We start from the raw sequence: 19,047 nt of genomic DNA, 5'->3' as shown, positions 1-19,047 counted from the left end.
TTTCAAGAATCATATTGTAGGCAGATCCTATTTTTGGAGGATTAAAAATTTTATATATCATTAAAAACAATACGTAGGCGAAAAATAATGTCACTATAACTGATATAAAAGTTGGCTTTCGTATTAAATGATTGAAAAAACTTTTCATCTTAATGATACTTTAGTTTCATTTCTGGTGTTATCTTCAATAGTGTTTCGTAGATTAACTGAATCACATTTCGAACATCTTCTTTTGAAACCATTTCCACTGTTGTATGCATGTATCTTAAAGGCAATGAAATCAATGCGCTTGGTACACCTCCGTTTGAATGTGCAAACGCGTCAGTATCTGTTCCTGTAGCTCTGCTTGCGGCAGCTCTTTGGAAAGGTATTTCTTTCTTTTTTGCAGTATCAATAATCAATTCTCTGATCACATGGTGAACGCTTGGTGCAAAGAAAACGACCGGACCATCACCACATTTTTGATCTCCTTCTTTTTTCTTCTCAATCATTGGAGTTGTGGTGTCATGGGTAACGTCTGTTACGATAGCAATATTTGGTTTGATGGTATCAGCAATCATATCTGCACCGTACAAACCTACTTCTTCCTGAACTGAATTGGTAATATATAAGCCAAAAGGAAGTTGTTTTTTATTCTCTTTTAAAAGTCTGGCAACTTCAGCGATCATAAACCCTCCGATTCTGTTATCCAAAGCTCTGCAGACAAAATAACGGTCATTCATTTCGAAAAACTCGTCAGGATAGGTAATCATACATCCAACAAAAATTCCTAAATCTTCAACTTCCTGTTTTGTAGTTGCACCACAGTCGATGAAAATGTTTTCAATTTTGGGCGTCGGTTCGTTTTGGTTTGCACTTCTTGTATGAATCGCAGGCCATCCGAAAACTCCTTTTACAATTCCTTTTTCACCATGAATATGGACGATTTTTGAAGGGGCAATCGTTTGATCAGAGCCTCCGTTTCTGATAACATAAATCAATCCGTCATCTGTAATGTAATTGACATACCAAGAAATTTCATCTGCATGAGCTTCAATCACCACTTTAAATTCAGCTTCAGGATTAATGATTCCGTAGCAGGTTCCGTAATGATCAATCTCGATTTTGTCAACGTATGGAGTGATGTAATCCATCCAGACTTCCTGACCTTTGTGCTCGTATCCGGTTGGTGATGAAGTGTTTAAATATTTTTCTAAAAATTTCAAAGATTTCTTCTCGAATTTCATATTTAAGGAATGATTTTTGTAGTTAAGTTTCGTTATAATACGTGTAAAAATAATGAAATTTCATAAAATCACCTTTCTTTTTCTGTTCTTTTTTGGTGTTGCTGCATTCGGGCAGCAAAGGGATTCTATTATTGCTAAGCCATTGAATCAATATCCACCAGAATTATTAAAAATTGATGAATTTGGCAATAAATACTATTATGATGAAAGACAGAAGGCTAAAATCTATGAGATTAACGGTGAGACTGTAGTGGTGATGGATGAATTGGTTTTGCTTAATAAACCCAAATTTAATAATCAACTAGATAAGAATTATTATTTCTTCCTCAATAAAAAATTGTATAGAGTTTATCCATTATTCCTAACGGCATTGCAGCAATACAGAGATATTCAGGTTGAAATGAAGATTATGGATACCGCAGCTAAAAGGAAATATATCAAAGACCGTCAAAATATGCTTGCAGATCAATATGAAAAGCAACTGAGAGATTTAACGACAACAGAAGGTCAGGTTTTTGCAAAATTAATGAACAGAGCAACCGGCAAAAATGTTTTTGAAATCATTAAAGAAATGCGTGGTGGCTGGAGTGCCTTCTGGTGGAATGTAAAAGGTAAATTGGCAGATATCGATTTAAAAGACCGATACAATCCACATAAAAATAGAACCGATGAGTTTTTAGAATCTTTATTACAATCCAATTGGAATTCAGGTTATTTGCAACCTTATCCCGGAGCAAGAGATTTTAAAGTTTCAAAATAATAAAAATTCCTGTAAAAATATTTTACAGGAATTTTTCTTTTAATTTTTCAAAAACAATTTTATCAACCGGTAACGTAAAAGGATTTACTTCTGTATCTATAGGAAGCCATTCTGTTTTTTCTATGCAAGGGTCGAGAATCAGAAAATCTTCTTCATTGGTAATTTTCACCATATAATATATAGTAAGGAGTTGCTCATTTTCTCTGAATCTGGAAACTAAGAAATCTTCCTGTGTGTAAAGATGTTCTACGATATCTATTTTTACGTTGAGTTCTTCATCAAACTCACGGTGAAGACATTCTGTTAATCCTTCTCCGAATTCCAATCCGCCACCGGGAAATTTTAATAAAGGTTGTCCTGCATATTCTTCAAAAAGCGTGAGAACTTTATTGTCTTTTACTGCACAGGCATAAACTCTCACGTTAATCTTATCAATCATATGTAATATTTTGTAAAGCTAAAATAAGGAAAATAGTTAAAAGTTAAGAGTTATCAATTATGAATTATGAGTTTTCAAAATATGTAGTTTTTATTTAGATTACCAACTATAACTAATAAGACATCATTCATTACTTATAACTTTATGGCATTGATCATTTCTCTTTTTCCCGGTGGGCCTTGCTTTTTTTCCACATTAAAATTAAGTTCTTTCAGAATTCTTCTCACACTTCCTTTTGATGAATATGTTGTTAACAATCCGTTGATGCTCATTTTATCTGAAACCATCTCAAATAAAGGCTTTTCCCAAAGGTCAGGCTGTACTCGTGCGCCAAAGCAATCATAATAAACCAGGTTAATCTTCGGTAAATCAATGTTTTTCAGGTCAAAAAAGTCACATTGTATCTTTTTTAAATTAAAACCCTTAATGATTTCTACGGATTTCCCCCAATCAGTTTGATGAATTTTTTGATAAATATTTTTTAATTCTGGGTTATCAAAAAGGTCGAAGTAGGCTAAATTTTCGATCTCAGATTCATTTATCGGGTATTTTTCGAGTGTAAAATAGTTGATAGTATGATTTTTGTCAGTTTTTAAATATTCATTAATTGTCACCAAAACATTTAAACCTGTTCCAAAACCGAGTTCTAAAATGTTAATTTCGTAATCATTTAATAGATTTAATCCGTTTTTGATAAACACATGTTCGGCTTCCTGTAACGCACCATGGTGTGAATGATAGTTTTCATTTAATTCATTGATAAACAGTGTTTTACTTCCGTCGTTTGTGGTTCTGATTTCTCTTTCCAAAGTATTTTTTTTCAAATTTAATGTAAAATTTTTATATTTGAAAAATTATGTTAAATTTGTGGAACATCATAAAAATTTTAAGAAATGATAATTCAAAAAACAGAAAACTCTAGAATTTCTACTTTCGATCCCAATAATTTTTCGTTCGGAAATACTTTCAGTGATCACATGATCATCTGTGAATATGAGGATGGTAAATGGGGCGATGTGAAATTGGTTCCTTATGGTCCCCTTTTGTTTACTCCTGCGATGATGGGTGTAAATTACGGACAGGCTTGTTTTGAAGGCATGAAAGCTTACAAAGACAATGACGGACAGGTTTTCCTTTTCAGGCCCGAAAAGAATTTTGAGCGTATCAATAAATCAGCAAAGCGTTTGGCAATGCCAGAAGTTACCGAAGAAATATTTTTAGATGGTCTTAAAGCATTAGTAAATATGGATAGAGAATGGATTCCTCAAGGTGAAGGTAATTCTTTATATATCAGACCGCTAATTTTTGCTACCGAAGAGGCTTTGAAAGCAAGAGTTGCCAATAAATATATGTTTGCAATCGTGGCGACACCTGCAAAAATGTATTATACAGAACCTGTATCTGTGAAAATTTCTGATCATTATTCAAGAGCAGCAAGTGGTGGAGTAGGTTCGGCAAAAGCAGCAGGAAACTATGCAGCTTCTTTCTACCCAACTCAGTTGGCGATGGAAGAAGGTTATGATCAAATCATCTGGACAGATGATGCTACTCACGAATATTTCGAAGAAAGCGGAACAATGAATGTTTTTGTAAGAATCAACGATACGATTTTTACACCTCCCACTTCTGAGAAAATCTTAGACGGAGTTACCAGAGACAGTTTCATTCAGTTGGCTAAGAAAAGAGGTTTTGAAGTAAAAGTAGAAGCAATAAAAGTAAAAGATGTTGTTGAAGCTCAGAAAAACGGAACTTTGAAAGAAGTTTGGGGAGTAGGTACAGCGGTTGTTACAACGGTTTTTCAGGCCTTGGGTTACAATGGCGAAAAATTGGAGTTACCAAGACTTTCAGACGAAGAAAGTTTTGCAGTGAGACTTAAAAATGATTTAGTTGATTTACAGACCAACCATTCAGAAGATCCTTTCGGATGGAGAGTTCTAGTTGAAAAAGATGTTTTAGAAACAGCTTAATTTCAATCAATTTAATAATATATACGAAGCCAGGATTTTTCTTGGCTTTTTTTCATTTAAATCTAAAAGTTTAAATTTATTCTCTCTCATATCAAGCTGATTAAGCAGATTTTCATCTAATGTATTTATCTGCGTAATCTGCAAAATCATCGAGAACCAAAGAATGTTTTTATTAGTTCAAATTTATTTTTGATATTTAGAAACATTCGACATTTTAAAATTTCAAAAAAATATTAAAACTTTATTTTAATAAATTCCTCAAGTTTTGTTAATCATTCCCGAAATGCGTATTTTCGCAAAAGTTTTATGAAAAAAATACTTCTCATCTCCGCATTAGGACTTTTAAGCTGTAAAAGAAATGCCCCACAGGTGCATCCGCCGGTGGGTGGTGTATTGAGCCAGAGTGATCTTGATGTTTCCAGAAACAGAATGAAAAATCTCAATACTTTAGAAAGACAGCAGATTCAGGATTGGGTGAATAGTCAGGATATTAAATTTTATCCTACTCAGCTCAATTACTGGACGACTGTAGAAGGTTTTGACAAAAGACAAAGAAGACCGGATGATTCTCCGATTTCGTATTCTTATGATCTGTATGATTTTGATCAGACCAAAATCTATGACAAATCTATTCAGAGAAATGATGCGAGATTCGGGCATTTTGACGAGTTGAAAGCAGTAGAAAATGCATTGAGATATATGAATGACGGCGAAGAAGTAACGCTTCTTGTACCATCAACATTAGCTTACGGAACTTTCGGAGACGAAAATAAAATAGATAACGATATTCCTTTAATTATAAAATTAAAAGTTCTATAGAATGAAATTGTTTAACAAAAATATAATTCTGGCAGCAGCAAGTGTTTCGCTGCTAAGTTGTACACCAATTTATAAGAAAATGAACGTAGACAAAGAAACTTACGAAGGGCTTAAAGACGGACTTTATGCTAATCTTCAGACTACAAAAGGTAACTTGATTGTAAAGTTTGAAGACAAAAAATCACCAGTGACTGTGGCTAACTTTGTTGGTCTTGCAGAAGGTAAAATTGATAACAAAGCGAAAGCGAAAGGTGTTCCTTTCTATGACGGAACGATTTTCCACAGAGTAATCAAAGATTTCATGATCCAAGGAGGAGATCCTCAGGGAACAGGAATGGGAGATCCCGGATATAAATTCGAAGACGAGAAAAATGACCTTAAACATACAGGAAAAGGAATTTTGTCAATGGCTAACTCTGGACCAAACACCAACGGTTCTCAGTTCTTCATTACTGAAATTGCTACTCCTTGGTTAGATGGTAGACATACGATCTTCGGAGAAATTGTAAAAGGTGACGATGTGATTGATGCGATTGCTGTTGTTGAAAAAGGTGCTCAGGATAAACCAAAAACTGATATCGTACTTGAAAAAGTAAGTATTTTCAGCAAAGGAGATGAGTACAAAGGTTACGATGCGGTAAAAACTTTCACTGAGGGTAAAGCTAAAATCGCTGAGAACAATAAAGCTTTCATCGCTAAAGAAGAGGCTGAAAAGAAGAAAAAAGAAGAAGAGTTCAAAGCAAATCAGCAGAAAATGGTTGATGATGCAAAAGCAGGAATGCAGGTAACTGAATCTGGTCTTTACTACAAAATCACTAAGAAAACTGAAGGTAAAGCTCCTAAAGCGGGTGATAATATTTCTGTACATTATGCAGGGAAATTAGTTGACGGAACTGAATTTGATTCTTCATTCAAAAGAGGTGAGCCTCTTGAATTTCCTGTAGGAACAGGAAGAGTAATCAAAGGTTGGGACGAAGGTATTCTATTGTTAAAAGAAGGAGAAACTGCTACACTTTTGATTCCGCCGGCAATGGCTTACGGAGAAAGAGGTGCAGGAGGAGTTATCCCTGCAAATGCATGGCTGATCTTCGATGTGGAATTGGTAAAAGTTCCTTAATAGAATTTGATATAATAAAAGCCGTCTCTTGCGAGGCGGCTTTTATTGTTTTGTGATTTTTATTTTTCATTTCTTCTACCATCCCAAATTGATTGAATAATAATTTGAGTTTCGTTATATTCATAAAATAAAAGATAGTTTCTGACAATAATTACATAAGTATTTTCTTCACTTGTTTTTCGTCCTAAATTTGGATATGTAACCAATTGTTTTATTGATTCAAGAAATAAACCGTTTAATTTTTTGCTGAATCTGATTGACTTATTTCTGTTATACCAATAACCTAGAATTTCTTGTCTTTCGAAATTAGCTTTTTTAGTCCAAACTATTTTTCGTTTAGCCATTGTTCAATTTCTTGATTTGCTTCTTCTTCAGTTAAAATTTTAGATTGAGCATATTCTTTTCTAGCCTCTTCTATTCTGCTTGATTGCTCTTCACTTAATTGATAAATCTCTTTATCTAATTCAAAATCCAGAAATCGTTGAAGTTGCTTAATAATTCTAACGTCTTTGAGCTCTGTTATTTTGTTAATAATATCCAATTTAATTTGTAGTTCAGAGGTTCCCATTTACAATATTATTTAAATCAAATTTACAGCATTTTGTGAAAATTTAGTATATAAATATCTGATTCTATTTAAACTCCCGGTTTAATTACCTTCCTTTCCCCAATTTGTTGCCTCCACATCGCATAATATAATCCTTTTAAATCCAAAAGATTCTCGTGTGAACCTGTTTCAATTACTTTCCCACGTTCCAAAACATAAATTCGGTCTGCGTGCATAATTGTGCTCAATCGGTGGGCAATCAATACAGTAATTTGCTCTTTTTCTTCAGAAATTTCTTTGATGGTAGAAGTGATTTCCTCTTCTGTAATGCTGTCTAAAGCAGAAGTTGCTTCATCAAAAATCAATAAATTAGGTTTTCTTAATAAAGCTCTGGCAATTGCAATTCTTTGCTTTTCACCACCACTCAGTTTCAGTCCGCCTTCGCCGATGACAGTGTCAATTCCATTTTCGGCTCTTTCAATTAATGTTTTAGCACTTGATTTATTTAAAGCTAAATCTAGATCTTCATCAGTAGCATTCGGATTGACGAACAATAGATTTTCTTTGATTGTTCCTGCAAAAAGCTGTGTATCCTGTGTTACAAAACCAATCTGATTTCTCAATTCGTCAAAATCAAACTCTTTCCCATTAATTCCATTATAAAAAATTGAACCTTCTTTCGGTCTGTATAATCCGACTAATAATTTTACCAACGTACTTTTTCCTGAGCCACTTGGGCCAACAAAAGCAATAGTTTCTCCGTTTTTAACTTCAAATGAAATATCATTCAATGCTTTATAAGAAGCACTCTGATGTTGAAAAGAAACATGATTAAAATCTAATTTCTGAACCGCACCAATCTGTTTTGGTGTATGAGGTTTTTCCTCCACCTGCTTTTTCATTAGATTATCGAAGTTATGCAGCGATGCTTCAGCTTCACGATAGGAGATAATGATATTTCCGATTTCCTGCATTGGTCCAAAAATAAAGAACCCGTAGAACATCAATGATAAATATTGCCCCGGAGTAACAACATTTTTAAATATTAAATACAATAAAGTAAGGGTAATCAACTGTTGCAGAAAATTCACCATCGTCCCCTGAATAAAACTTAAAGAACGGATACTTTTCACCTTTTTAAGTTCGAGCCCTAAGATTTTATAAGTATTATTATTCAGACGTTTTACTTCCTGTTTCGTTAACCCTAAACTCTTTACAATCTCAATATTACGAAGACTTTCGGTGGTGCTCCCAGCCAATCCTGTAGTTTCAGTAACGATTGTTTTCTGAATATTTTTAATTCTTTTACTTAATAAATTGGTGATAAAAGCAATCAGGAAAATTCCCACTACATACACCGGCATAATCGACCAGTGCAGACGAATGGCATATACTGAAACGAAAATAATACTTACCAAAATTCCAAAGAAGATATTGATGAAATTGGTAATGAACTTCACAGAGTCTTCTCTTACTTTGGTTAAGATAGAAAGCGTTTCACCACTTCTTTGGTCTTCGAATTCCTGATAAGGCAATGCCATCGAATGCTGCAAACCGTCTGTGAAAATATTAGCCCCAAACTTTTGCGTAATCACATTCACTACATAATCCTGAAAAGCTTTAGCAATTCTGCTGATCATCGCAGTTCCTATCAGTAATCCTAAAAAGTAAAATGCTCCGTGATAGATATCGGTTCCGTATAAATATTCATCTAAGCTTCTAGATACGACCTTTTCTTTATCAAAATGATTGGGATGCGTCACCAATTGATCGAGAATGTTTCCCGTAATTGCCGGACTGAATAAAGAAAAAACCTGATTGATGGTCGCCAAAACCAATGACAAAATCATCAACCACTTGTGAGGTTTTAAATAACGTAATAATGTTTTCATTCTTAAAAATAACTGCCTGCAAAATTACAGATATAAATCGGATAGCATATGGTATAAAAATAGATTTAGTGCATAAGAATTATGAGAATTTAAGTTTTAAAATTACATATATTTGAAAACCTGATTACAGGATAAAATTCATCGATCAATCTTTAAAAATCATCATGTACAAGACAAGACTTCTTACATTAATATTCATTATATTTTCTTACATTTCTTTTGGTCAGACAAAGGTGAACGCCGATAATCAGGCAATCAGAAAGTCTGTAGTTTACTTCGCCAACACGATTAAATACAAAAAATTAGACCAGACCGTCAGCTGTATTTATCCTAAATTTTTCACAGTCGTTCCCAAAGATCAGGTTACCCAGCTTCTGAATATGACTTACAATAATCCATTTGTAAAGATTGATGTGCAGGATATGAAATTTGCCTCCGTCGGAAAACCCGAACTCATCGATGGTGAATATTTTTCTTTGACCAGTTATTATTTAAAACTGAAAGGCGATGTCAGCTCCATGAGCGATGAGATGAAAAATAAGATCGGAGAAATGCTGATTGCAAAATACGGAAAGGGTAGTGTAAAGTATCTCGCAAAAGAAGGTTCTTATATTATCAATGCGCCGATGAAAGCGGTTGTCATTTCGAAAGATAAAAAATCATGGAAACTTGTATTAGCCGAGAAAGAATATAAGTCTCAAATGAAGAAGATCCTTCCAAAGAAGATTTTGGATAAGATTTAAAGTGATTAATACTTTAATTGTGTTAATAGAAAAAGAAGCTGCTAAATTTCATTTGTTCAATTTTATCAAATGGCAAATTACTAAACGAGATTGATATAATTAATTAATATCTTTTAAAAAATGTTCCTTTCTCGGTAGTTCTCATTTTAAAATGTAAGATATTGTTCCGAGGTAACAAGTTATTATTCCGAAGTAGCAAGATGATATTCCGAATTTGTAAGGTGGCATTCCGAGTTGACAATATGGCATTCTGAAGCAGTAAGATGTCTCTACTATCTTGTCAGCTTCCTTTCCGAAGTTATCACGTTTGATAAATCAAATAAATATTACAAAAAAAATCTCTATTTTAGTATAAATTACCAACATGAAGAAAAGTTTATTCTTGTTTTTGATATTCTACTTCACAACGGCTTCTGCACAGGGAAAAAGGTTTTTCGAAAGCGGGGAAGCAGTGCTTAAAAATTCTGTAGAGAAGATTAATCTCACTTTTGAAAATGAATTGCCTCTAGTGAAAGTAACCATCAATGGGAAGCCTTATCAGTTTTTATTTGATACCGGTGCACCGACAGTGATTTCTCACTCAGTTTATAACGAAATGAATCTTAAGAAAAAGCATAAAAGCAAAGTAGGAGATTCACAGAAAAATAAACAAGAACAGATTTTTACCCTATTGCCCGAAATGACCATTGACCAGATTGTTTTTAAAAATATTGGTGCAATGGTGATGGATCTTCAAGGTCATGAATTTGGATGTCTGAAAATTGACGGTATTATTGGTGCAAACCAAATGGCAAAGCTATTTTGGAGAATCAATTATTCCGAAAACCTGTTGGAGGCTGCAACAGATTTAAAACAATTTTCGACGGTAGATTATGCAACGGTTTTTAATTTTAATACAAAACTTCAGAAAACACCGATTATAGAATCTAAGATTTTAGATAAGAAAATTAATATGACTTTTGATACCGGATTTACCGGAGGTATTAAGATTTCGGATAACAATTTTGATCCTAAAAATACCAATGTAAAATATTTAGAAACATTTGGTATGAACTCTGTAGGCGCTTATGGAGCCGGAAAACCGGTTGCTTCGTATTATTTCAGACCTAAAGAATTAGAATTGGCAGATCAAAAATTCCAAAATGAAATTGTAATGACAGGAAGTTCAAGCCTTCTTGGAAATGAGTTTCTGAAGAAATTCAAATTTGTTATTGACTGGCAAAATCATAAAGTTTATCTACACCGCATTAAAAATACACCTTCAAAAATGGAATCTTTTGGTTTTGCTTACCGCTTTATCGATCTTAAAGCTAGGGTAGTTTTGGTGTTTCCGGAGAAAGATTTCCCTATCAAGATTAATGATGAAATTGTAAGTATCAACGATACCAGTTTTGAAAATTTAAATAATGAATCTTCGTGTGAATATCTCTTAAACAGAGTTGAAAAGAATACTAACTCTGTTAAAGTAAAAGTAAAAAGGGATGGTAAGATTCTGGATTTTACAGTTGATAAGAAGGAATATTTGAATTGATATCATCTTTTGACTGTCGTCAATTCGAGTAGGTTTTTGAATAAAACCGTATCGAGAATCTTTGTGATTATGACTAACTATTTCTCGAACCAAGGTTTTGAATTAATCATTGGGTTCATTAGTGATTTTATTTTTTTGTTCTGGATTTTTCCTATTTTAGAAAAAGTAAATAGTTTATTATCTTTAAAGAAGAGCTTCTTTGGAGGTAAATTCCGACTCTGACCTCCACCTGAAATTACATTTAATACATATTCATTATTGGTTATCTCATTTGATATTTTATCTGAAGATAAAACTATTTCAACTTTGTTTTCTGATTTTAAAGTATCTTTTATTTCATTTAACTTTAAATAAATATACTTACCACCTTCAATTTTCCATGTACCAATATTCCAGCTTGATGCAAGATCGAAATTCCAGAAATATTCAAATGTATGATCTGAATTTAAAATTAATCTTTCATCAAACTCGTTTTTATATTCACCGAAAATCTTTTCCTGAGCATTAAATATTGCACTGAAGGAATAAAGATTAAAAAATAAAATGTTTTCATATGATTGCAATTTCATCTACCAATTCTTATCAATCATGTAAATCATCTGCGTCATCACCGTCGCACCAAGCAACAATTCTCTGCGGTTCACTTTTTCAAAAGTATCTTCTTCAGTGTGGTGAATATCAAAATACCTTTGAGAATCGGGAACCAATTCAGCTGTAGGAACTCCCATATCTTTCAACGGATAAATATCCGTCCCGGAATATCTGCCTTCAAAATCGTAAGCGCCATACGGTAAAAACAAAGGCGACCAACTTTTGATCTCGTTTCTTTTATTATCATCCATGTCAAGGGCTACACCTCTCGGAGAAAATCCACCTGCATCAGACTCTAAAGCGAAAAGATGTTTTTCTCCGGTTTCTTTTGCTGTTTTTCCATATTGTATTCCGCCTTTTACACCATTTTCTTCGTTGGCAAAGCAGACAACTCTTATAGTATGATTATTTTTGATGCCTAAATTTTTAAATGTTCTTAAAACTTCAATGCTTTGAACGATTCCTGCTCCGTCGTCATGTGCACCTTCGCCTACATCCCACGAATCTAAATGTCCGCCCACAACAATGACGCTCTTATCTTTTTTACCTGTCAATTCTCCGATGACAGAATGAGAAAGTTTTTCGCCTTTCATCCCACAATTTGAGTTGAGTTTTGCGATGATCTTTTGTAATTTTAAAAGGTTTTCGAGTTCGTCGGCTGTAGTATTTCCAATCGCCACTGCAGGGATTTTTGCAACATCATCTTTATATCTCATCGCTCCGGTATGTGGAACGTCGTCAAAAGCGGATGACAACGATCTCACGATGGCAAACTTTCCACCTTTTTGTGCGGTCAACATTGCGGCAGTTGAACGGTATGCAGATGCATCGCTGTATCCTTTAAACGTTTCGATGTACGACTGACTGAAAGGGTAGTTGAAGAAAACAATCTTGTCTTTTACCTTTTCGGCAGGAAGTTTTTCGTATTCAGCAAAAGATTTTACCATAATGATCTCTCCCGAAACATCTTTTCCTTTGGTACCTTCAGAATTTCCTAACGAAAGCATTTTGAGTTTTGTCCATTTTCCGCTGTTAGTTTTGATATGTAAAGATTCATTTCCTCTTTCCCAAACGGGGATCATCACTTCCTGAAGCCATACTTTATCTGCTCCGGCATCACGAAGTTTCTGCGCCGCCCACTGAACCGATTTTTCATACGCCTCGGAACCGCTTAAACGATGACCGATGTTTTTCGTTAAATCTCTAAGTTCATTGTAAGCTTTTCCTTTATTTAAAATCTCGGTTGAGATTCTGTTGAATTGGATAGAGTCTTCTTTGGATTGAGAGAATAAGTTTAGGCTTAGAAGTAGAATAATTGTTGCTACAAGTTTTTTCATGATATTGATGGCGAGAAAAATGAATTCTTTTATTAAAATATTAATTTAAAATGATCATTAAATTTTTACAACTTTAGTCTTGGCTAACAAATCACCTAATCTTTTACTTTCTTGTGAGTTTGTAATGATGATTATTGCAACTAAACCGAAAAAGAACATGTCAATGGGATCAACAATGTGTCTTAAAAATGACTGTTTTATAGTTATATCCAGCTCAGTTTTTTCGTCTACTGGTTTTAGTTTTACTAAATAATTTCCAAATGTTGATTGCAGATAAACTTCAATAATGCAATTATATACAAACCAAAAAATAAAAACTGGAAGTGCTTTTACGCCGCTCACATAAAATTCACCCTCTGAATTTACCTCACCAAAATATTTGATATATGTGAATGTTACAAAAAATATCACTGTGTAATCTATTAAACCAGCAATTATACGTCGGGACAAAAATTTTTCTTTTTTCAATTTTATTAATATTTACGAAAGTTTATCATTTTACTAAACTACCAATTTTTATCAATCATAAAAACCATCTGCGTCATCACAACCGCTCCCAAAAGCAATTCTCTTTTGTTGACTTTGTCGAAAGTATCTTTTTCCGAGTGGTGGTAATCAAAATATCTTTGGGTATCGACGACCAATTCCATTAATGGAATATCCAGTTTTTTCAGAGGAGCGATATCCTGAATCGCATAAGTCTGGTCAAAATCGTACACTCCGTAAGGAAGGAAATATTCTTTCCACGGGAAAATCAGGCGGCGTCTTTGTGGCGACATATCAAGGGAGAATCCTCTCGGAGAATATCCTCCGGAATCTGAACCTAAAGCGATGATATGTTTTTCTTCTTTCTTTTTAACCTGCGCTGCGTACGTTTCTCTGCCTTGTCCACCATTTTCACTGTTTGCATACAATACAACTCTGATTGTGTGATTATTATCGTAACCCAATGCTTTAAATGCTCTTAAAACTTCCAGACACTGAACAACACCCGAACCGTCATCATGAGCTCCTTCCGCAAAATCCCAGGAATCGAGCTGAGCTCCCAAAACAATAACTTTAGCATCTTTTTTACCTGGAATTTCTCCGATGATGTTATGATTGATGGTTTCGCCTTTCGATTCGGCAGTCATATTCAATTTTGCTTTGACTGTTTGCTTTTTTAAAAGCTTCTCCAACTCATCTGCAGATTTTACTCCAATCGTAACTGCCGGAATTTTCACTTTATCTTCTGGTTCATAATAAATCTGTTTTGCATGAGGAATATCGTCTGAAGAAGTCGTCAGTGATCTTATAATTAAACCTCTTGCTCCTTTTTTACCGATCACAGAAGCGGAAAGCAATTTAGATTTAGCAGCAATCAAATAAGAATCTACGGTGCTGATCAATTTCTGATCGATAGGATAGTTGACGAAAATAATTTTATCTTTTACCTGCGCACTCGTAAGATTAACCAACTCCTGAACATCATTCACCAAAAGAATATCGTAGATCATATCCTTCCCACCCGTACCTTCAGAATTCCCGAAAGACAGCATGCGGATATTTTTCCATTCGCCATTTCCGGCTTTAATCTGTAGAGATTCTCTGCCCCTGATCCAGATGGGAACCCTAACTTCCTGTTTCCAAATGTTTTCTGCACCGGCTTCTTTAAGGTTTTTCTCCGCCCATTCTGTGGCTTTTGCATAACCAGGAGTTGCGCTGAAGCGGGGGCCGACACCTTTTGTCAATTCGCCAAGATTATCGTATGCAGTTCCGTTGGTCATGATTTCATCTGAAATTTTCTTGAACTCATCAATATAATTGAATTTCGGAATCGGCTTCGGTTTTTTGACGGGCTTCTTTTGAGAAAATAAAAATCCACTCAAAAAGAGTGGAAATATGATGAGCAGAATTTTTTTCATTGTACTGACCTTTTTCTTTTCGGTGCATAAAAATAAAGAAAAATTAAGTAATTCTGATAGATATTGCTTTTTACTAATGCTTTTTAACGCAAAGGGTGCAAATGTTTTTTGAGTGCCAACTATTTTTAAGTTCGCTAAAGCGTTTGACTTCGTCGAATCTGTGATTTCACTTAGCTAAGACAACAAAGATTTTTAATTTGAATATTGATTTTAATGGTAAAAAAAAATCCTCAAAACTATTAATAATTTTGAGGAAATATTATATTTTAATTTTCGCTTTGAATGTAAGCAATTAGCCAAAAGTCAGCAGTCATTACTTCATGTCATACATCAACAATGCAGTCACCAATTTTGGTTCGATGAACGTACATTTTGGAGGCATACGGAGTTTTAAATCAGATATTTTAATCATATCATTAAAGCTCACAGGATAGATTCCGAAACCTACTTTTCCTTCGCCGCTATCAACTTTTTCTTTTAAAAGCTTGATGCCTTCGATGTTTGAACTTCCTTTAATATAAGAAATCTGGTCTGAACTATCTGAATCTTCAATCTTCAAAATATCTTTTATAATATATTTATCTAAAAGATGATGATCTAAATTATCCAAAGACATCTCCTGAGAACGAAGGTCATGCTTTACGTGAAGAGAATAGAACTTTCCATCGATGTACATAGAAATGTGGAATTTCTGCGACGGATAGTATGGAGCTTGTTCTTTTTCGTGAATTAAGAAATGTTTCTCAAGACTTTTCAGAAATTCTTCTATTGTCAAATCTCCGATGCTCTTTACAATTCTGTTATAGTCGTGAATTTTGATTGACTGGTTGGAAACGATGAAACTATACACGAAATTGTATGCTTCAGTTCCGTTATGTTTTTTGTTTTTATCTTTCAAACGCTTTGCGTGAAGCGCAGTAGAACCAATTCTGTGGTGACCGTCGGCAATGTAAAAAGAATCGATCTGATCGATCACTTCTTTGAACTGCTGTAGTTTCAACCGGTTGTCTATTCTCCAGATTTTGTGTCTGATTCCAACTGTATCAACGTGATTGAAAATCGGAACGTTTTTCTCCTCATGATTCATCAGCAATTCAATTTTTGAATTGGATGGATACGTTAATAATACAGGTTCTGCCTGAAGGTTTACTTTATCTAAATAATGAGCCAATTTCTCTTTCCTCTGAGGAATGGTACTTTCGTGTCTTTTGATTTTACCAGCCCAAAAATCTTCTATATTAGTTAACCCTAAAAGTCCTCTAAAAACCTGTTTATTTGGGTAGATCTGCTCATACAAATAATATGAAGAACTGTCTTGAACCAACGTTTTATCCTCCATGAGTTCCTCAAAAGTCGTGCGAATCTTCCTTAAATTCCGGTCGACATCTTTAGATTTACTTACAACATAGGGTTTGATCATATTGATGTAAGTCTTTTCTTTTTGCGCTTTTTCAGCGATTTCAGCTTGTGTGAAATTATCTAAAGGATGAGTAGGAAATGTAGACTCATGATCTTTATGAGGTCTTATTCCACGGAAAGGTTTAAAAACTGGCATATATAATTTATAGTTTCTTTTTAATCTCAATAATCTGTTCTGCAAGCTCTACACCAATTTTTTCTTGAGCATCGATGGTGTTTCCGCCAAGATGGGGTGTAAGAGACAGGTTAGGATTCATTAATAAAATCAATTCTGGAGTCGGCTCAGTTTCGAAAACATCTAATGCTGCTCCGGCAACTTTTCCTGATTCAATATAATTTACCAAGGTTACTTCATTAATAACACCACCTCTTGCAGTATTTACAATAAACACACCATCTTCCATTTTTTCAAATTCGGGGGTGTCTATAACATATTCGTTCGTTTTTGGCGTGTTGATGCTGATAAAATCTGTGTCTTTGTAGAAAGCATCAGAATCATTGGTTGATGTGACTTCAAAATCAACAGTTTGTCCGTCAAAAAAACTCAAACTGATGGTTTTTGTTTTCGGTTTTCTCGTCAGAACTTTTACTTTCATTCCTAAAGAAATTCCCATCTTCACCACTTCCTGACCAATACTTCCAAAACCTATCACTCCCAAAGTTTTCCCTGAAAGCTCATAAGCATTGTTGAAAGATTTTTTCAAAGCATTGAAATGAGTATCTCCTTCCAATGGCATCAACCTGTTGGATTCGTGAAGAAATCTTGCTAAAGAAAAGAAATGCGCAAACACCAACTCAGCCACCGATCTTGATGATGCGTTAGGTGTGTTGATTACATACAAGCCTTTTTCAATGGCATATTCTACATCAATATTGTCCATACCGATTCCGCCTCTTCCGACAATTTTCAGACCGGGACAAGCATCAATTAAATCTTGTCTTACTTTGGTAGCACTTCTCACCAAAAGAACATCTACGTTATTTTCGTTAATGAAATTGATAACGTGATCCTGCGCAACTCTGTTGTCGAGTACTTCGATTCCAGCTTCTTTTAAAGCAAGTTCTCCTGCTTTGGAAATTCCGTCGTTAGCTAAGACTTTCATATTTTTTTCAATTTAAGGATTTTAAGATTAATTATTAAAAAAATCAATGATTTTGCTTAATAATTTTAATCTTGTCATCTTTCAATTTTTGCGTTGCCTAATTTAAGTTATTTTATTGACTTCATCACATCCACCAAAACCTGCACACTTTCAATAGGTAAGGCATTGTAGAGACTTGCTCTGTATCCCCCTAAACTTCTGTGACCGTTCAATCCGCTGATTCCTGCGGCTTTCCATGCAGCATCAAATTCTTCTTTTTTGCTGTCGTCAATTAATTTAAATGAAACATTCATCAAAGAACGGTCTTCTTCAACGCAGAACGTTTCGAATAATGGGTTGCTGTCAATCTCGTTGTATAAAAGTTTTGCTTTTGCTTCATTTCTTGCTTCAGCAGCAGCAATTCCTCCATTGTTTTCTAAATGCTGTAATGTCAATAAAGATGCATACACAGGGAAAACCGGTGGAGTATTGTACATTGATTCTTTAGAAATATGCTGAGAATAATCTAAGATTGAGAACATATTTTCTCTACCTGTTTTACCAAGAATTTCTTTTTTGATCACCACTAAAGTAACTCCTGCAGGTCCCATGTTTTTCTGAGCTCCGGCGTAAATTAAATCAAATTTAGAAAAATCTAATTGTCTTGAGAAAATATCAGAACTCATGTCACAAACCATTAAAGTATCCACTTCAGGGAATGACTTCATTTGAGTTCCGTAGATTGTATTGTTTGAAGTACAGTGGAAATAATCATATTCTGAACCTATTGTATAATCTTTAGGAATGAAAGAGTAGTTTTCTTCTTTTGAAGAACCTACCACATCTACTGTTCCTACTTTTTTAGCTTCTTTGATCGCTCCTGCAGCCCAAGTACCTGTATCTAAATAAGCAGCTTTGCCACCCACTTTCATCAAATTGTAAGGAACCATCGCAAACTGAAGACTTGCGCCACCTCCCAAATACAAAACCTCATAATCATCACCAAGATTCATCAGTCTTTTTACAATTGCACGAGCTTCATCCATCACCGCCACAAAATCTTTGCTTCTGTGCGAAATTTCAAGAAGTGATAAACCGATTCCGTTAAAATCTAAAACCGCTGCTGCCGATTTTTCGAATACTTCCTGAGGTAAGATACATGGTCCTGCGCTGAAATTGTGCTTTTTGCTCATAATTTTACTTTTTGTTTTTTTGAGATTTTGCGGATTTCTCAATCTGCTATTTCGTATTTGTATTTATAAAAATATCAAAGATAAAAAAACCGTCTCAAGAAAAATGAGACGGCGTATTTTTATTCACCGTGTAAGAATGCTTTTTTGTTTAGTAACGCTTCTTCAGATTCTACATGATCTTCATCAGGAACACAGCAGTCTACAGGGCAAACCGCTGCACACTGTGGCTCTTCATGGAAGCCTTTACATTCTGTACATTTATCTGTAACAATGAAATAAACATCGTCATTTACCGGCTCTTGTGGTGCATCTGCATCTACCGTTAATCCCGATGGTAATGTCACAGTACCTTTTAACTCGGTACCTTCGGAAGCTTTCCAGTCAACTGCTCCTTCATATATCGCATTGTTCGGACATTCTGGTTCGCAGGCTCCGCAATTAATGCATTCATCAGTTATTTTAATAGCCATCGCTAATTTT

General features: G+C 34.5%; 20 protein-coding genes. 6 read left to right on the top strand and 14 right to left on the bottom strand.

The genetic code is table 11. The annotated features are described in order from the left end of the window. Positions 1-149 precede the first annotated feature (149 nt). Positions 150-1,226, bottom strand: a complete 1,077-nt coding sequence (chrP, locus tag MQX03_RS04155) for a chryseobasin maturation metalloprotease ChrP (protein WP_242801744.1) — start codon at positions 1,224-1,226, stop codon at positions 150-152. Between the two features lie 52 nt (positions 1,227-1,278). On the opposite strand from chrP, the gene MQX03_RS04150 reads away from it, so the two are divergent. Beyond that, positions 1,279-1,986, top strand: a complete 708-nt coding sequence (locus MQX03_RS04150; RefSeq protein WP_242801742.1) for a DUF4294 domain-containing protein — start codon at positions 1,279-1,281, stop codon at positions 1,984-1,986. 22 nt (positions 1,987-2,008) lie between these two features. On the opposite strand, the gene MQX03_RS04145 is transcribed toward MQX03_RS04150, so the two are convergent. Together MQX03_RS04145 and mnmD are read right to left on the bottom strand one after the other, a co-directional pair. Beyond that, a complete protein-coding gene (locus MQX03_RS04145; protein WP_129536997.1) occupies positions 2,009-2,425 on the bottom strand; it encodes an NUDIX domain-containing protein in 417 nt (138 codons plus the stop codon). A 134-nt stretch (positions 2,426-2,559) separates the two neighbouring features. Continuing rightward, entirely contained in the window at positions 2,560-3,234 is a 675-nt protein-coding gene (mnmD, locus tag MQX03_RS04140) for a tRNA (5-methylaminomethyl-2-thiouridine)(34)-methyltransferase MnmD (protein WP_242802115.1), read from the bottom strand. An 84-nt stretch (positions 3,235-3,318) separates the two neighbouring features. Between mnmD and MQX03_RS04135 the strand changes: the two genes are divergently transcribed. The 3 genes from MQX03_RS04135 to MQX03_RS04125 all read left to right on the top strand — a co-directional run bounded on the left by MQX03_RS04135 (position 3,319) and on the right by MQX03_RS04125 (position 6,328). Continuing rightward, the gene (locus MQX03_RS04135; RefSeq protein WP_129536998.1) at positions 3,319-4,392 is read left to right on the top strand and encodes a branched-chain amino acid aminotransferase; all 1,074 of its coding nucleotides are present in this window, start codon (positions 3,319-3,321) and stop codon (positions 4,390-4,392) included. A gap of 306 nt (positions 4,393-4,698) precedes the next feature. Then, complete coding sequence (locus MQX03_RS04130; protein ID WP_242801740.1) at positions 4,699-5,211, top strand: FKBP-type peptidyl-prolyl cis-trans isomerase; 513 nt, start codon at positions 4,699-4,701, stop codon at positions 5,209-5,211. A 79-nt stretch (positions 5,212-5,290) separates the two neighbouring features. Further along, positions 5,291-6,328, top strand: a complete 1,038-nt coding sequence (locus MQX03_RS04125; protein WP_242802114.1) for a peptidylprolyl isomerase — start codon at positions 5,291-5,293, stop codon at positions 6,326-6,328. Positions 6,329-6,387: 59 nt separating this feature from the next. On the opposite strand, the gene MQX03_RS04120 is transcribed toward MQX03_RS04125, so the two are convergent. The 3 genes from MQX03_RS04120 to MQX03_RS04110 form a co-directional block, all read right to left on the bottom strand. Then, positions 6,388-6,672 carry a type II toxin-antitoxin system RelE/ParE family toxin gene (locus MQX03_RS04120; RefSeq protein WP_242801738.1) on the bottom strand — a complete coding sequence of 95 codons (285 nt, stop codon included), beginning with the start codon at positions 6,670-6,672 and terminating at the stop codon, positions 6,388-6,390. Beyond that, entirely contained in the window at positions 6,654-6,896 is a 243-nt protein-coding gene (locus MQX03_RS04115) for a hypothetical protein (RefSeq protein ID WP_242801736.1), read from the bottom strand. Before MQX03_RS04115 ends, MQX03_RS04120 begins: the two co-directional genes overlap by 19 nt. A 68-nt stretch (positions 6,897-6,964) precedes the next feature. Continuing rightward, positions 6,965-8,767, bottom strand: coding sequence for an ABC transporter ATP-binding protein (locus MQX03_RS04110; protein WP_242801734.1), 1,803 nt, complete (start codon positions 8,765-8,767; stop codon positions 6,965-6,967). Between the two features lie 164 nt (positions 8,768-8,931). On the opposite strand from MQX03_RS04110, the gene MQX03_RS04105 reads away from it, so the two are divergent. Both MQX03_RS04105 and MQX03_RS04100 read left to right on the top strand, forming a co-directional pair. Then, positions 8,932-9,510 (top strand): hypothetical protein, encoded by a 579-nt coding sequence (locus tag MQX03_RS04105; protein WP_242801732.1) that lies wholly within the window; start codon positions 8,932-8,934, stop codon positions 9,508-9,510. Between the two features lie 364 nt (positions 9,511-9,874). Beyond that, positions 9,875-11,041 (top strand): aspartyl protease family protein, encoded by a 1,167-nt coding sequence (locus tag MQX03_RS04100; protein ID WP_242801731.1) that lies wholly within the window; start codon positions 9,875-9,877, stop codon positions 11,039-11,041. 77 nt (positions 11,042-11,118) lie between these two features. On the opposite strand, the gene MQX03_RS04095 is transcribed toward MQX03_RS04100, so the two are convergent. From MQX03_RS04095 to MQX03_RS04060, 8 genes are all read right to left on the bottom strand, one after another. Continuing rightward, positions 11,119-11,610, bottom strand: coding sequence for a hypothetical protein (locus MQX03_RS04095; protein WP_242801729.1), 492 nt, complete (start codon positions 11,608-11,610; stop codon positions 11,119-11,121). Next, positions 11,611-12,969: a M20/M25/M40 family metallo-hydrolase gene (locus tag MQX03_RS04090; RefSeq protein WP_242801727.1), complete on the bottom strand. Its 1,359-nt coding sequence runs from the start codon at positions 12,967-12,969 to the stop codon at positions 11,611-11,613. A 57-nt stretch (positions 12,970-13,026) separates the two neighbouring features. Beyond that, positions 13,027-13,437 carry an RDD family protein gene (locus MQX03_RS04085; RefSeq protein WP_242801725.1) on the bottom strand — a complete coding sequence of 137 codons (411 nt, stop codon included), beginning with the start codon at positions 13,435-13,437 and terminating at the stop codon, positions 13,027-13,029. Between the two features lie 38 nt (positions 13,438-13,475). Beyond that, positions 13,476-14,873, bottom strand: a complete 1,398-nt coding sequence (locus MQX03_RS04080; protein ID WP_242801723.1) for a M28 family peptidase — start codon at positions 14,871-14,873, stop codon at positions 13,476-13,478. A 313-nt stretch (positions 14,874-15,186) separates the two neighbouring features. Further along, the gene (locus MQX03_RS04075; protein ID WP_242801721.1) at positions 15,187-16,428 is read right to left on the bottom strand and encodes a DUF1015 domain-containing protein; all 1,242 of its coding nucleotides are present in this window, start codon (positions 16,426-16,428) and stop codon (positions 15,187-15,189) included. 7 nt (positions 16,429-16,435) lie between these two features. Next, the gene (locus tag MQX03_RS04070) at positions 16,436-17,395 is read right to left on the bottom strand and encodes a D-2-hydroxyacid dehydrogenase (RefSeq protein WP_242801719.1); all 960 of its coding nucleotides are present in this window, start codon (positions 17,393-17,395) and stop codon (positions 16,436-16,438) included. A gap of 107 nt (positions 17,396-17,502) precedes the next feature. Continuing rightward, positions 17,503-18,567: a 3-phosphoserine/phosphohydroxythreonine transaminase gene (gene serC / locus MQX03_RS04065; RefSeq protein ID WP_242801717.1), complete on the bottom strand. Its 1,065-nt coding sequence runs from the start codon at positions 18,565-18,567 to the stop codon at positions 17,503-17,505. Positions 18,568-18,686: 119 nt separating this feature from the next. Further along, positions 18,687-19,037, bottom strand: coding sequence for a 4Fe-4S binding protein (locus MQX03_RS04060; protein WP_054508722.1), 351 nt, complete (start codon positions 19,035-19,037; stop codon positions 18,687-18,689). Positions 19,038-19,047: the final 10 nt, after the last annotated feature.

The sequence above is a fragment of the Chryseobacterium aahli genome (assembly GCF_022699665.1).
Lineage (GTDB): Bacteria > Bacteroidota > Bacteroidia > Flavobacteriales > Weeksellaceae > Chryseobacterium > Chryseobacterium aahli.
The sequence above is the reverse complement of the archived record's forward strand: the minus strand, read 5'-3'. Positions and strand labels throughout refer to the sequence as shown.

What these genes read in the sequence shown, in the direction of transcription:
- MQX03_RS04130 (WP_242801740.1), top strand. Translation starts at nt 4,699, where the DNA reads ATGAAAAAAATACTTCTCATCTCCGCATTAGGACTTTTAAGCTGTAAA.
- MQX03_RS04090 (WP_242801727.1), bottom strand. Translation starts at nt 12,969, where the DNA reads ATGAAAAAACTTGTAGCAACAATTATTCTACTTCTAAGCCTAAACTTA.
- MQX03_RS04120 (WP_242801738.1), bottom strand. Translation starts at nt 6,672, where the DNA reads ATGGCTAAACGAAAAATAGTTTGGACTAAAAAAGCTAATTTCGAAAGA.
- MQX03_RS04135 (WP_129536998.1), top strand. Translation starts at nt 3,319, where the DNA reads ATGATAATTCAAAAAACAGAAAACTCTAGAATTTCTACTTTCGATCCC.
- MQX03_RS04150 (WP_242801742.1), top strand. Translation starts at nt 1,279, where the DNA reads ATGAAATTTCATAAAATCACCTTTCTTTTTCTGTTCTTTTTTGGTGTT.
- MQX03_RS04125 (WP_242802114.1), top strand. Translation starts at nt 5,291, where the DNA reads ATGAACGTAGACAAAGAAACTTACGAAGGGCTTAAAGACGGACTTTAT.
- MQX03_RS04080 (WP_242801723.1), bottom strand. Translation starts at nt 14,873, where the DNA reads ATGAAAAAAATTCTGCTCATCATATTTCCACTCTTTTTGAGTGGATTT.
- MQX03_RS04105 (WP_242801732.1), top strand. Translation starts at nt 8,932, where the DNA reads ATGTACAAGACAAGACTTCTTACATTAATATTCATTATATTTTCTTAC.
- MQX03_RS04115 (WP_242801736.1), bottom strand. Translation starts at nt 6,896, where the DNA reads ATGGGAACCTCTGAACTACAAATTAAATTGGATATTATTAACAAAATA.
- MQX03_RS04100 (WP_242801731.1), top strand. Translation starts at nt 9,875, where the DNA reads ATGAAGAAAAGTTTATTCTTGTTTTTGATATTCTACTTCACAACGGCT.
- serC (WP_242801717.1), bottom strand. Translation starts at nt 18,567, where the DNA reads ATGAGCAAAAAGCACAATTTCAGCGCAGGACCATGTATCTTACCTCAG.
- MQX03_RS04110 (WP_242801734.1), bottom strand. Translation starts at nt 8,767, where the DNA reads ATGAAAACATTATTACGTTATTTAAAACCTCACAAGTGGTTGATGATT.
- MQX03_RS04060 (WP_054508722.1), bottom strand. Translation starts at nt 19,037, where the DNA reads ATGGCTATTAAAATAACTGATGAATGCATTAATTGCGGAGCCTGCGAA.
- chrP (WP_242801744.1), bottom strand. Translation starts at nt 1,226, where the DNA reads ATGAAATTCGAGAAGAAATCTTTGAAATTTTTAGAAAAATATTTAAAC.
- MQX03_RS04075 (WP_242801721.1), bottom strand. Translation starts at nt 16,428, where the DNA reads ATGCCAGTTTTTAAACCTTTCCGTGGAATAAGACCTCATAAAGATCAT.
- MQX03_RS04095 (WP_242801729.1), bottom strand. Translation starts at nt 11,610, where the DNA reads ATGAAATTGCAATCATATGAAAACATTTTATTTTTTAATCTTTATTCC.
- MQX03_RS04070 (WP_242801719.1), bottom strand. Translation starts at nt 17,395, where the DNA reads ATGAAAGTCTTAGCTAACGACGGAATTTCCAAAGCAGGAGAACTTGCT.
- MQX03_RS04145 (WP_129536997.1), bottom strand. Translation starts at nt 2,425, where the DNA reads ATGATTGATAAGATTAACGTGAGAGTTTATGCCTGTGCAGTAAAAGAC.